At 36.7% G+C, this 13,781-nt stretch carries 8 protein-coding genes; 4 read left to right on the top strand and 4 right to left on the bottom strand.

Annotated elements, in window-relative coordinates; genetic code table 11:
- Positions 1-73: 73 nt before the first annotated feature.
- On the bottom strand, positions 74-4,645 hold the full coding sequence (locus OLM45_RS12600) for a T9SS type B sorting domain-containing protein (RefSeq protein WP_264510691.1): 4,572 nt from the start codon (positions 4,643-4,645) through the stop codon (positions 74-76).
- Positions 4,646-4,846: 201 nt separating this feature from the next.
- Between OLM45_RS12600 and argS the strand changes: the two genes are divergently transcribed.
- Positions 4,847-6,619 carry an arginine--tRNA ligase gene (gene argS, locus OLM45_RS12595; RefSeq protein WP_264510689.1) on the top strand — a complete coding sequence of 591 codons (1,773 nt, stop codon included), beginning with the start codon at positions 4,847-4,849 and terminating at the stop codon, positions 6,617-6,619.
- 34 nt (positions 6,620-6,653) lie between these two features.
- Here the strand turns inward: argS and OLM45_RS12590 are convergent, their stop codons facing one another.
- The 3 genes from OLM45_RS12590 to OLM45_RS12580 are packed head-to-tail and all read right to left on the bottom strand — an operon-like array spanning position 6,654 to position 10,657.
- On the bottom strand, positions 6,654-9,146 hold the full coding sequence (locus tag OLM45_RS12590) for a TonB-dependent receptor plug domain-containing protein (protein WP_264510687.1): 2,493 nt from the start codon (positions 9,144-9,146) through the stop codon (positions 6,654-6,656).
- Between the two features lie 47 nt (positions 9,147-9,193).
- Entirely contained in the window at positions 9,194-10,096 is a 903-nt protein-coding gene (locus tag OLM45_RS12585) for a FecR family protein (RefSeq protein WP_264510685.1), read from the bottom strand.
- A 48-nt stretch (positions 10,097-10,144) separates the two neighbouring features.
- Entirely contained in the window at positions 10,145-10,657 is a 513-nt protein-coding gene (locus tag OLM45_RS12580; RefSeq protein WP_264510683.1) for an RNA polymerase sigma factor, read from the bottom strand.
- 95 nt (positions 10,658-10,752) lie between these two features.
- Between OLM45_RS12580 and OLM45_RS12575 the strand changes: the two genes are divergently transcribed.
- The 3 genes from OLM45_RS12575 to ffh all read left to right on the top strand — a co-directional run bounded on the left by OLM45_RS12575 (position 10,753) and on the right by ffh (position 13,751).
- The gene (locus OLM45_RS12575; RefSeq protein ID WP_264510681.1) at positions 10,753-11,793 is read left to right on the top strand and encodes a hypothetical protein; all 1,041 of its coding nucleotides are present in this window, start codon (positions 10,753-10,755) and stop codon (positions 11,791-11,793) included.
- 19 nt (positions 11,794-11,812) lie between these two features.
- Positions 11,813-12,274, top strand: coding sequence for a hypothetical protein (locus tag OLM45_RS12570; protein ID WP_264510678.1), 462 nt, complete (start codon positions 11,813-11,815; stop codon positions 12,272-12,274).
- Between the two features lie 130 nt (positions 12,275-12,404).
- Positions 12,405-13,751: a signal recognition particle protein gene (gene ffh / locus OLM45_RS12565; protein ID WP_264510676.1), complete on the top strand. Its 1,347-nt coding sequence runs from the start codon at positions 12,405-12,407 to the stop codon at positions 13,749-13,751.
- Positions 13,752-13,781 lie beyond the last annotated feature (30 nt).

The following is a 13,781-nucleotide window of genomic DNA, read 5'->3' as shown; positions in this document are numbered from 1 at the left end:
TCAATCTCGGGGTTTTTTGCAAAATGGGTATTTAACCAACTAATTTCCTTTTTAACTTGGGGCAAAAAAGGCGTTATCTCTTCAAGGCAAAATGCGCTTTAAATTCTTTTTCTTCACCGTCTTTTTTATAGTTTACGATAAACCAATAATCGTCTGCCGGCATTTGAGTATTGTTATAATTTCCGTCCCAACCACTACTAGAAGGTTTGATTCGGGTTAATAATTTACCATAACGGTCATAAATGTAGATGTAGGCTACTTCTTGATCACTCAATGTTTTGATGTTCCAAGTTTCGTTGGCACCATCACCATTCGGTGTAAAGTAATGCGGATAGTTTACAACAATTGCATTGGTTACCGTTAATCCACAACCGTTTTTATCACGAACTGTAATGGTATGGAATCCACTCATGACGTTGTTGAAGGTCGGACTATCTTGAAAAGCACCGTTGTCCAATTGGTATTCGTAATCTCCGGTACCTTGAGTTTCTACGGTGATGGATTGTGTATCGGCAAAGTCCTCATTAACTGTATACGCAACAATAGCAGGTTCAGAAGGGGTTACCGTTACAAAAACTTCGTCAGATGCACACCCCGTTACATTATTCGTAGCAATTACACTGTATACACCAGGAGTAATAGCGGTATAATTTGCACCTGTACCCACTTGTTGCCCTTGTTCGTTGTACCATTTGATGGTATGCGAAGCAGCTGATAATCCACTGGTAATGATATACGGTTGAATCAAATGATTCGTAAAGGTGTTGTAACACATTATACCATCAATAGGAGTAGGTACTGGCAATTTATTAATGATGATTTGAATGGCTTTAACCTCAAAACAATCGGGAGCTAAGGTGTTGCTTACGCGAACATAGACTAAGGTCGCTGTTGTTTGTGCGATGGCCGCTGTATTTGTTGTTGCATCTGCAAGTGTTGCATGGTAAGTCACTACAAATTCAGGTCCAGTTTGCGCTCCTAAAACTACAGGATTAAATACGGTTAATGCCACATTGAGTACGCCATCATTAGTGCCATCAGTATCGCAGAATGTACGCGAGGCAACAGGTACTGTATTCGCCACAGGAGTAGGGACAATGGTTACTGTAAACGAGGTTTCATCAGAACAATTTGGTGAATACCCCGAATTTCCAAAAATATAAATGGTTTTCGTTTGCGTCACTACACTACCAGCATTGATGATACCGCCTGTTCCATTCGGACCATTATAGTAATTTCCAAGTGCTAATGCAGGCAAGGTATAGCTAGAACATGTTGTAACATTCGCCATTTGCGGTACATTATAAATCGAAATGGAAAAACTTTTTTCGTCAAAACAGTTGGGTGTAGTTCCAGTTTCGCTATATACATACAATGTTTGATTCGTAGTAAGCACATCTCCAGCATGTAATAATGTCCCGCCTTTATTGGGAGCGGTATAGTAATCACCTAGAGTTAAAGCAGGTAATGTATACGAATCGCAAGCAAATACATTAGCAATTGGAGCAATAACGGGTGATGGAGTAACTGTCACGGTGAAACTGCTTTCATTGGTACAGTTGATACGTCCTCCCGATTCTACATAAATGTAAATTGTTTGCGTTGTTGTAATAACTGCGCCAGGTAACAATTCTTGACCACCGGCTGTTGGCCCGCCACTCACGGTATAATATTTATTGTTTCCTGTTAGTGCAGGTAAAATATAGGAGTCACAAACTTGAGCATTCGGTACTACATCGGCATCAATAGTGAAAATATTTACTGTGAAAGAAGTCTCATTGGTACAACCGTTATTATTGGCAAAAATGTATAGCATTTGCGTCGAATGAATTACATCGCCACCGTGTAATAATGTTCCTGTTCCACCGGGACCTGTGTAATAATCTCCATGTTCTAAGTTGGTTAATACATAGGCATGACAAGCATCAATGTCAGATCGTGAATCTACAACAGGGATTTGATTTACAGTTACTTCGAAACTAATTTCGTTAATACAACCCCCTTCGCCATTCAAATAAATATAAATGGTTTTAGAGGTAGTGATTAAATCACCTGCGAATAAAATATCACCTGTACCTCCTTGTCCAGTAAAATAATTACCATAAGGAATTTGGGGTAATTCATACGCACTACATGCCGTTGTATTGGTTGGCGCAGTTAACGGTGGAAGATTAATTGTTATTGTAAAGTTATAGTTGTCTGTACAATTCGGTTGCGATTGTGACACCGCATAAATATAGATTGTTTGTGTTGTATTGATTTCTGTTCCAGCAGGAATTTGTGTTCCAGTTCCCATGGGGCCTGTGAAATAATTTCCAATTTCTAATGGAGGCAATGTATACGAAACACAGGCTGTGGCTGAAGTCGGGAAATTGATTCCAATAACCACGTTAAACGAAGTCTCACTTGAACAAGGACCGTTACTTGCACGAACGTAAATACGTTGTGTAGTAGTGATTACTGTTCCAGCACTTAATTGTGTTCCTAGTCCATTCGGTTCTGTGTAATAATTTCCAAGAGACAATGGAGGTAGCGTATACGAAGTACAGTCAAATACATCATTGATTGGAGCAACACTTCCTTGTGTTACGATATTGATTACCATAGGTTTGTCAATAACACAGAAAGGAGGTTCTGTAGAAACAAAATGGAAATAGATGGTTTGTGATGTGGTAATAATAGTACCCCCGGGTAAAATCATACCTGCTCCATTCGGTTCCGTGTGGTATTCACCTTGTGTCAATTGAGGTAAACTGTAGCTATTACAGTATTCTGCGGGCTCATTATTGATGTCATCTGGTTTGATGATAGTTACCGTAAAAAAGGTCTCACTAGGACAAGAGGGTGGAGTTGGATAAGAGTTATAAATGTATAAAGTAGTGGTCTGAGTGATGATGTCTCCAGCAAAAAGTTGTACACCTTGACCTCCAGGTTCCGTAAAATATTGACCGTTTGTTAAAGGTTGTAATGTATAATCTGCACAAGTAATCACATCATCTAAATCATCAACTGGTGGAACTGGTACAATTACTAAATTAATAGCAACAACAGCAAAACAAGTTGGGTCTGTTTTTACATATACGCGTGCATAGCAAACCCCACCAGTCGAATTAATAAATCCTGAGGCATTGGTGTTGTTATTTGCATCATTTAATGTTCTAAAATAATCCACTCCATAGATAGCAGGATCTTGACTTCCTAATACACTGGTTGTAGCGGCAATAGGCAAATTAAACATTACAGGACCTCCTTGTGGACGGGCACACGCTTTTACATCGGGTGCTGGATTAGCAACTGGAGGAGCGGTTAGTAATAATTGAAATGATTTTATTACAAAACAACCTGTTGTCGGATTAACCACACGCATGTAGATGGTTTGGTTCCCATTACAAGTATAAGAAAGTGGAATCGGATTGACATCATTGGTTGCGTCAGCTTGGCTAGTATAATAACGAACAGTGGTTGTAGGCGGTTGGTTTGCCATCACTGTTGTTGTATTCAAGTTTAAATTGTAAGTATAAGATCCAGAACCATTATCACATTTGTATAGGTTTTTCGGATTGCTAACATTATATGCAGTATAAAATTCAACTACAATGGAATCCGAAATTTGTTGGCAAGGAAAAGCAATATTGGTATATACCAATTCATAAGTTCCAGGTGATGTAACAACCAAATTGGGACCTGTTTCACCATTTAATACCACACCATTTCTTTTCCATACAAAAGTGTACAAGGCGGGATTTAATCCAGAAGGAATTGTAGTGTTTTGCCCACTACAAATAGCTGTTTGATTGGCAACTGTTAGGTTCGGACCCAAAACGTCTTGTCCAATGTTGAAACTTTCAGAAGCGATAAAAATGGCAGAATCCGATTTATAGTCCCCACGGTCTGCAATCACCAATTTGATTTTGTAAGAATGCGTTGTATTTAAACTTGATGATACAGTCATTAATGTGGTTTGCCCATTAAAATTAACTGGCGCAGTTGCAGCATTGTTACCTCCATTATAACGTCCAAAGTATTGAGCATTTGCAGAAGGACATGTTGAATTGTATAAATAATCACGAATAGTAACCACCGAAATCGGTAAGTTGGTATTCGGAACTACAGCCAAATTGGTTGTTACACCTGTGGTCATGTCGGTTAATAAAAATGCAAATGCATCTGAAAATTGACATTGGAAATTTCCATATTCTTCGGATGCAAAAAGAAAATCAAAATTGAAATACGGGGAGAGCGGCGTGAATTCAAATTCCAATACAGTTGCATTCGTAGAACTCATCGTAATACCCGAAGCAGCCAAAGTGGCTTCTAAATCGGCATCTCCAATCCAAGCGGAATTTCCAGCTTCTAATAATGTGGTATTCGGTCCGGCAGCTTCCAAAGCACTACCAGTAGTTAATACCACCCCGCTAGACATTGGGAAATTGGAATTGGAATTGGAAAAGTAAGCAATACCATTTGTCGAACCAAAATTGGATCCGGTTCTCCAGGTAATGTTTTGCGCAGTTACACAAGGTGAATTAATCAATACATTATTGACCAATTGAGGTACTGTGTAGGTGTTTTGATCTACAGTAATGGCTTGTGAAAAACCAAATACACTGAAGAAAAACAGCATGAAGGTTAATAGTTTTTTCATAGGGGCTTGATTTTGACATCACAAATATTATAAATAACATCGATAAAATACAAATAAAATCGATGAAATGCATTTATTGTTTTTAAAAGTAAGAAAAATATTATAATAAAATTCGCACAAAACTACTTTTAATCCAATTTGTTAATCTTAATCGGAACAAAAAGTTTATTCATTTATCTTTGCATTTTTAATTTTTATATCATGAGATTACAGGAAACTCTTACCGTGTCCATTCAAGAAGCTGTTTTTCAAAGTTTTGGGGTTACACCCGAAAAAATTGAATTTCAAGCCACCCGTAAAGAGTTTGAAGGAGATATCACGGTGGTTATTTTTCCTTTATTGAAAATAATTAAGGGGAATCCCGTTCAAATTGGTGAATCCATTGGAAACTATTTAGTTCAAAATCATCCCCATGTGGTTAAGTATAATGTGGTTTCGGGCTTTTTAAACATTGTAATTTCCGATGATTATTATATTCAATACTTTAATGAAATACGACATAATCCAACCTTTGGATTTGTAAATAATTTGGACACCAAAGCAGTTATGGTGGAATATTCTTCACCCAATACCAATAAACCTTTGCATCTTGGCCACATCCGAAATAATTTATTGGGATTTGCGGTTGCTGAGATTTTGAAAGCCTCTGGAAAAAAAGTGTATAAAACGCAAATCATCAACGATCGTGGGATTCACATCTGTAAGTCGATGTTGGCTTGGCAATTATTTGGTGAGGGTCAAACGCCAGAATCTACAGGATTAAAAGGGGATAAATTAGTAGGTAATTTTTATGTCGCTTTTGATCAAGCGTATAAAAAAGAAATAGCAACGTTAATTGCTGAAGGAAAATCGGAAGAGGAAGCCAAAAAGCAAGCCCCACTTCTCCTAAAGGCACAAGAAATGTTGCGTCAATGGGAGGCAGGCGATGAAGAAGTAGTTGCCCTTTGGAAGAAAATGAACCAATGGGTGTATGACGGATTCGAACAAACCTACACGGCATTGGGTGTTGACTTTGATAGTTACTATTATGAAAGTAACACCTATTTACTGGGCAAAGAAGTTGTGCAATACGGTTTGGACAAAGGAATCTTTGAACGGGACCCTGATGGATCGGTTTGGATTGATTTGACGCAAGAAGGTTTGGATCGAAAAATCGTTTTGCGTTCCGATGGCACCGCAGTATATATGACCCAAGATATTGGTACCGCAATTCAACGGGTAAAAGATTATCCCGATGTAGGAGGAATGGTTTATACGGTTGGAAATGAACAAGATTACCATTTTAAAGTACTGTTTTTAATTCTAAAGAAATTAGGATTTGAATGGGCTGAAAGTTTATACCATTTATCGTATGGGATGGTCGAGTTGCCATCTGGCAAAATGAAGTCCCGTGAAGGGACAGTAGTCGATGCCGATGATTTGATGGCTGAAATGACCCAAACTGCGGGTTCGATTGCCGTTGAATTGGGTAAACTTGAGGGGTATTCAGCATCAGAAAAAGAAGCACTCTTCAAAATCATTGGATTAGGCGCTTTAAAATATTACATTTTAAAAGTAGACCCCAAAAAACAAATCATGTTTAATCCTGAAGAATCTGTTGATTTTAATGGAAATACGGGGCCATTCATTCAATATACGCATGCGCGAATTTGTTCGATTCTGCGAAGAGCCGATTTTGATTATTCCAATGATGTAAGTCTGATTTTACATGAAAAAGAAAAAGAATTGGTGAAAATCATTTCTAATTTTCCTGATGTAATTCAAGATGCCGCCCGTCAACACAGTCCGGCACTCATTGCTAATTATACTTACGAACTAGTTAAAGAATACAATTCATTTTATCAGTCGGTTTCCATTCTTGGAGAGACCGATTCAGCGAAGAAAATCTTCCGTGTGCAATTGTCAAAAATTGTTGCACAAACCATTCGAAATGCCTTTGGGTTATTGGGAATACAAGTCCCAGAACGAATGTAAAACCACAATTAAATCCGAAGAAATTCGGATTTTTTTATAACGTATAACGAACAAAAACATTAATTGTTCGTTCCAATGAATAGGTATTAATTTCTTCTATGGATTGCACATTGGTGTTGATTCTGTAGAATTGATTGATTTTATTTCGAGTATTTAAAATATTCAAAATAGACGCCCCTAGTGTTAATGATTGTTTTTCTTTAAAAGGAAAAACATAACTGCCCGAGGCATTGATTTGAATAAAATTGGGTAAATGGGAAGAGTTGGGCGCATTGAAATTAATGAAGGAGGCACCTGTATTAGGGTCGTATTGTAAGTTTTGGGATTGAGGTAATGTTGTTGGCCTTCCGGTAAACCATTTTCCTCCCAAGGTAAGTTTCATTTTTTGGGTGTCATAAACAATACCTGTTGCCCAATGATGCATGATTTCATTATTGCTTGGAAATTGAACGTTGTTATTATTTATTCTAAAGGTATAGTTGTTATTATTATACGAATAAGTGGCCCAAACAATTATGTTTTTCCATTGGCGCTGAATTAAAAATTCGCTGCCCCAAATGAAATAATCGCCTGTAAAATTTAAATTTTCATATTGATTTTGAAAGCCCTGACTTCGAGCCGTTATTCCGATTACCTTTTTGATGAAAAATTCATTGCTGATCAACCAGCCTTTGAATCGGTAAGAACCACCTGCGGAAAGTTGGCGGTTTTTTAGAATCGGAATGTCACTGTTATTACTTAAAATCCAACGTCTTTTTTCAATTCCTAAAAAGTCCTGTTGACGATCAACAATCTTACTAACCGTCTGATTTTTTATTTCGCCATTGAATTCAAATTGCCAGCGGGCATTGGGTTGCCAAGCTATATTTATTCGGGGTTCGGTAATAAATACGCCCCAACGTTCAAAATAATTTTGACGAATCCCAAAGGAAGTTTTGATATTTTTTTCGGGCAATTCCCATTTCAAATCTCCTATAAGTGCATGGTTACGGAGTACGTATTTCACATCCGAATTAATTACAGGTGAATTGATTCGATTGATGTTTTGATTTCCTATTTCATCAAATTGATAACCAAAATCAAGCGATGTATTGGAATTAAGGGTGTATTTATTTTTTAGATCAATACCTAAATGCTGAATTTCGTTACGTTGGTAATGGGTTTGAGTGGAATTGAGTGATTCATAATTAGAATACAGCTCATACTGTGAAAAAAACAAACGATAGTCACTTTTAAGTTTGGGATTCCATTGAATGCGTGAAGTAACAATTCCGCCTGTAGTTTCTTGGTCAAGGGAACTACTTTTTTTGATAAAAATAGCATTCTCAGTTCGCGATTGTGTTAAGTTCAATTGGTTGGTTAGCAGTAAGAAATCCACAAAAAGTTCCACTTTCGGACTGATTCGCTGTGCCAATTGACCCGATACATCCATGAAATAAAATTTTAAATCATTGGTGTAGGCAATATTGCCATTCAACAATAAATCGGTGACGACTGTATTTTGGAATACGCGATTATAATAATTTTGGTAAGTCGGCGTATTCAAAATATCCGTAATTGAACGTCGGGCACTCAAAGCTAAACGCGTTTTTTCATTAAATCGGTGACGAAAAGTAGCGTCTACATTAATCATGTTAACTCCAAAACTTACTTTTTCTTCTTTTTTATTGTCAGGCAGTGTGGAAATGTCGACAACACCAGAAACGCTGCCACCGTAATAGGGCGAACTCCCATTTTTGACAATATTAATTTTGTGGGCTAAATTGGGATTAATAGCAGATAATAAGCCAAAGAAATGGCTCACTTGATACAAGCGCATACCGTTCCATTGGAACAAGATTTGATCTTGATTCCCACCACGAATGTTTAAATTAGACAAGGTTTCGTCGGAACTAATGACCCCCGGAATTTGTTTAATGGATTCGAATACATCGGCTTCGGTGAGTCCGGGCAACAATCCAAATTGTTTGGGTTTGATTTCATACCCACTATCCCATTTTTTGGTCACACCCCTTGTGAGGATAATTTGGGTGTCTACTTCCTCCAGCTGGGTGGTTTTGGTTTTTAAATAGAAAATAGGTGTGTTTTGCGGACTCAGGTCTTCAATAATTAAAGGATCATGATTGACATGTGTTATCGTAATTGAAGAAGTTGTAGGTTCGCTAATTTGAAAATAGCCACTGGAATTACTTATAATTACTTGCTCAGAGGGATGTAAGGTAATTGACGCACTTTCAATAGGTTGCTTGGTTTCCACATCTTTCAAATAGCCTTTAAAATATATTTTAATCTTTTTATTGTCCGATATAGAGATGTACTTGTTATTAATTCTATTAAAAGTAAGTTGCGTTTGTTGAGCGAGATTGGTTAACTTTTCGTTTAAAGGGAGTTTACTATTGGGCGGTATTACTTTTAATCCATTGACTTCATTTTCCACATAACTAAATTCAACGGCATGTTGTTTTTCAATTTGTTTCAACACTTGTACTAAAAGCACGAAGTCTCCCGTCTGAGCACGAAGACTCATAAAGGAGACAAAGCATAGAAACAAACATGAAAAATATTTTAGTCGCATCATGGAATCAATTCAAAAGAATAGTCTTGTGCTCCATTTTTAACCACTTTCAGGTGGTATGAAGCCGCAAACAATTGGAGAGCTATATCCGAATTATCTCCAGGTAAATGACCTGTAAACAACTCTGTTTTGGGAAGCGTAACGTCGTTAATGGTAATGTTGTAATGACGTTTTAATTCTTCCAATACATCCTGTGGATGCATTTTCTCAAATTGTAATTCTTTTGAAATCCAAGAGGGATTTAAAGCTTTGGTTGGGTGATTAATGATTAATTCATTATTGGCAAAAGCAATGGTTTGACCTTTGGTGATAATGATTGTTTTATTTTTGTGTTGAATTTTTACTTTTCCTTCAAAACAAGTAACATCAATACGATTGTTTCTTGCTTTTACATTGAATTGTGTACCTAAAACGGTTACTGTACCTTCTTCAGTGATTACTTCGAATTTTTTTCCTTTGGCCACTTTGAAATACGCTTCTCCAATTAAGTTCAATTTTCGATTAGAATCCCAATTGTTTTCCGAGTAAGTGATCTCAGATCCTGAATGCAAAACAACTTTTGAATTGTCGGGTAAATTGAAGGCTACATTTGAACCATTTTCAGCAATTTGTTGTTCGCCTCTTGTAATTACATAGGCACTTCCAATTCCTAAGAATAAAGTTACCATAGCTGCAATTTGCAAGGCTTTTTTCCAAAATAGTGAACGTACTTTTGTCGGGTTGCGTTTCTCCAGTATATTTTGATAAAAACGATCTGAATCAAAATCACTAACCTGTAGTTCAGCGGAATACAATTTTATTCTTTCCAATATCGCATAGTCTTCTTCCTGGCGGAGTGTATTCAACTCTGCTTCGGGGAGCTCATTGTTGAGCCAAGCTGCTAAGCGATTAGTATCTTCCATTTTCATCTGAATTCTTTATTAAAACAATTTGTATTTAATTTACCCTACCTAAAAGTTTGAAAATTTTTTTCGGAGTTCTAAAAGGGCCAAATGGATTCTTTTTTCAACGGCTTTTACACTAATATCTAACTCTTCTGCAATTTCGTGGTATTTTTTACCATCAATTCGGTGCATTAAAAAAGCAGTACGTTGGGTTTCATTTAAATTAGCTATTGCGGTCAGCAATTTGGTTTTAAATTCCTCTTCCTCCATGATATAGTCGGGGGACTCGTTTGTTTCTGACCGATGTGCGTTTTTCTTTCCAAATTCAAGAACCACTTTTTTATGGGCCACTTGATTGAGCGAGAGGTTATTGGCTACTGTGTACAAAAATGATTTGGCTTTTTCAACAGGTACCTGGTCACAATTTTGCCATAATTTAATAAAAGCTTCTTGGGTACAATCCTCAGCCTGATCCAAATCACCAAATTTATAATAAAGGTAATTTCGAAGTGATTTTACATGTTTGCGATAAAAAGATTCATACATTGAATCTTGACAAATTGTATCTTCTGAAGGCATTATTAAATGTTAATATTTAAGTCTCTAAAAATAAAAAATTTATTTTAGGTAGGGTAAATTCATTTATATTTGTTTATAAATAAAACCAATACACTATGAGCTCGATGCGTTTATTATCGATTCTTTTTTTGAGTGTGCTTTTTTTTGCTTCTTGTCAGGAGGAAAAAGAGTATGAAGAGGATGATAATACGCCTTCATTAAATAAAAATTCAGCACTTACTGGTTTGGTTGCGCGTGTGGTTCAAAACCCGACGGCATGGGATGATATCATGGATGATAATTCCCACTTCAACATTGTACTCCCTGTTTCCGTTCAAGTAAATAATCAAAATGTTATTGTTACGGCTTCCAATGATGGTTTAGAACAAATTTTCGATATCAAAAACATGTACAATAATGATGATGATATTGTTCATTTTCAATTCCCTATCACTGTTAAATTTAGAAATTACCAAACACAGACAGTACTCAATCAAGCAGAGTACAATCAATTGATTAGTAGTCTGGGGCCTTGTACATTTTTAGATGAAATTTCTTGTGTAAAAGTACAATACCCAGTTATTGTTACTGTTTATGATTCCAGTTCACAAGAAGCCGATAGCTATACGTTTACAAACAATTCAGGTTTGTATGCCTTTTTGAATAATTTGAGTGATGGAGATACCTTTAACTTTTCCTATCCTTTCTCTGTTTTAGACAGTAATGATTCCGATCATGTAGTTTCCTCTGATGTTGCATTTAATCAGTTGATTGAGGATAATATTGGGCAATGTCCTACCTATGGAAATACAAATCCTACACCTGATTTTATAACCTTGCTTACGAACAATCAATGGTATGTGTCCTATTGTTATAAAGGGAATAATGATGAAACAAGTGATTATAACGGATATCACTTTAATTTTTATGCTAATGGTACCTCAAAAGCAATAAAAAATGCTACCCAAATAAATGGGGATTGGACCAAATACCAAGATGGGAATAAACAAAAATTAGATTTGTCATTCTCAGGGGATACCCTAGAGTATATGGAAGAAGATTGGGATATTGTTGAATATACGACTACGTTAATTCGTTTAAAAAATACCAGTGGTGGCGGTACTAAAATCGATTACCTCTACCTTACAAAATACTAAGCACTCTAAATCTATAATTATGAAGAAACTAAAATTAATTCCAATTTTAGCGGTCCTTTTTATGCTAAATGTGGCCTCTATGTGCAGCAATGATGATAACACATCAAACACAAATACTGTACAAAATCAAGTGGTAAGTACCGCAACTTCGGGGACATGGAGAATTACGTATTTTAATGATTCGGGCACTATAAAAACGACGCAATTTAACGGTTATAATTTTACTTTTGGATCTTCCAATGTGTTAACAGCGTCTAATGGTTCGAATACCTTTACAGGAACTTGGTCTGTTACCGATTCAAACTCTTCTGATGATTCCATAAATGATTTAGATTTCAATATCCTTTTTGTATCTCCTGCACACTATGCAGATTTATCCGATAATTGGGATATTCAATCCCGAACAGATACGAAAATAGAATTAATAGATGTAAGTGGTGGTAACGGAGGAACCGATTATCTTACGTTTGAAAAAAATTAGTTAGTTTACCTTACTAATGTGTGTTTTTGTTAGAACCATCCCTTTTTTGGGATGGTTTTTTTATTCCATTTCCATTTGAATGACACCGTGTTAATTTATATCTTTGCATTTCAATTTTTGCAAGTACATTATGTTCCAAAATTTAAGTGAAAAACTCGATAAAGCATTTCATATCCTAAAAGGACATGGAAAAATTACCGAAATCAATGTCGCTGAAACACTCAAAGAAGTAAGACGCGCTTTATTGGATGCCGACGTTAACTTTAAAATCGCAAAAGATTTTACAACGCGTGTCAAAGATAAGGCGATTGGTCAAGATGTATTGACAACATTGCAACCGGGACAATTAATGGTCAAAATCGTTAAGGATGAGTTGACCGAATTAATGGGCGGTGATGCGACAGGAATCAATCTATCAGGAGCACCTACTGTTATTTTAATGTCAGGTCTTCAAGGTTCGGGGAAAACAACTTTCTCTGGGAAACTTGCGAATTACCTGAAAACTAAAAAGAATAAAAAGCCCTTATTAGTAGCTTGTGATATCTATCGACCTGCAGCAATTAATCAGTTGCACGTGGTTGGTGAGCAAATAGGCGTAGAAGTTTATTCAGAGCCCGAAAATAAAAATGCAGTTGATATTGCTCAAAAAGCAATTCAGTATGCCCGTTCGAATGGGTTCAATGTCGTGATTGTCGATACAGCCGGCCGTTTGGCCGTTGATGAAGAAATGATGAATGAAATCGCCAATGTTCATCAAGCCATTCAACCCCAAGAGACTTTATTTGTTGTGGACTCCATGACGGGGCAAGATGCCGTAAATACCGCTAAGGCATTTAATGATCGCTTGAATTTTGACGGAGTGATTTTAACGAAATTAGACGGTGATACTCGTGGTGGAGCCGCAATTTCTATTAAATCGGTGGTCAATAAACCCATCAAATTTATTGGTACGGGTGAAAAAATGGACGCTATTGATGTGTTCTATCCTTCTCGTATGGCCGACCGTATCTTGGGAATGGGTGACGTAATTTCCTTAGTGGAACGTGCACAAGAACAATACAACGAAGAGGAAGCCCGTAAATTGCAAAAGAAAATCGCGAAAAACGAATTTGGATTCGACGATTTCTTAGCCCAAATACAACAGATTAAAAAAATGGGAAGCATGAAAGATTTGGTCGGAATGATTCCCGGTGCTGGTAAAGCACTTAAAGATGTTGAAATCGAAGACGATGCCTTCAAGCATATTGAAGCCATTATATTTTCCATGACACCCAAAGAGAGAAGTAAGCCTTCTATCATCGATATGAAACGTAAAACAAGAATCGCTAAAGGGGCGGGGCGAAAAGTAGAAGAAGTTAACCAACTTCTAAAACAATTTGACCAAATGAGTAAGATGATGAAAATGATGCAAGGTCCAGGAGGTAAAAATTTAATGCGCATGATGGGAGGTGTGAAAGGCATGCCCGGAATGCAATAAAAAATACAAAGGGTTTGAAGTTCGACTAGG

It is taken from the genome of Flavobacterium sp. N1719, assembly GCF_025947045.1.
Lineage (GTDB): Bacteria > Bacteroidota > Bacteroidia > Flavobacteriales > Flavobacteriaceae > Flavobacterium > Flavobacterium stagni.
The sequence above is the reverse complement of the archived record's forward strand: the minus strand, read 5'-3'. Positions and strand labels throughout refer to the sequence as shown.

Excerpts from the sequence above, each read along its gene's own strand:
- OLM45_RS12600 (WP_264510691.1), bottom strand. The coding sequence starts at position 4,645 with ATGAAAAAACTATTAACCTTCATGCTGTTTTTCTTCAGTGTATTTGGT.
- argS (WP_264510689.1), top strand. The coding sequence starts at position 4,847 with ATGAGATTACAGGAAACTCTTACCGTGTCCATTCAAGAAGCTGTTTTT.
- OLM45_RS12590 (WP_264510687.1), bottom strand. The coding sequence starts at position 9,146 with ATGAGTCTTCGTGCTCAGACGGGAGACTTCGTGCTTTTAGTACAAGTG.
- OLM45_RS12585 (WP_264510685.1), bottom strand. The coding sequence starts at position 10,096 with ATGGAAGATACTAATCGCTTAGCAGCTTGGCTCAACAATGAGCTCCCC.
- OLM45_RS12580 (WP_264510683.1), bottom strand. The coding sequence starts at position 10,657 with ATGCCTTCAGAAGATACAATTTGTCAAGATTCAATGTATGAATCTTTT.
- OLM45_RS12575 (WP_264510681.1), top strand. The coding sequence starts at position 10,753 with ATGAGCTCGATGCGTTTATTATCGATTCTTTTTTTGAGTGTGCTTTTT.
- OLM45_RS12570 (WP_264510678.1), top strand. The coding sequence starts at position 11,813 with ATGAAGAAACTAAAATTAATTCCAATTTTAGCGGTCCTTTTTATGCTA.
- ffh (WP_264510676.1), top strand. The coding sequence starts at position 12,405 with ATGTTCCAAAATTTAAGTGAAAAACTCGATAAAGCATTTCATATCCTA.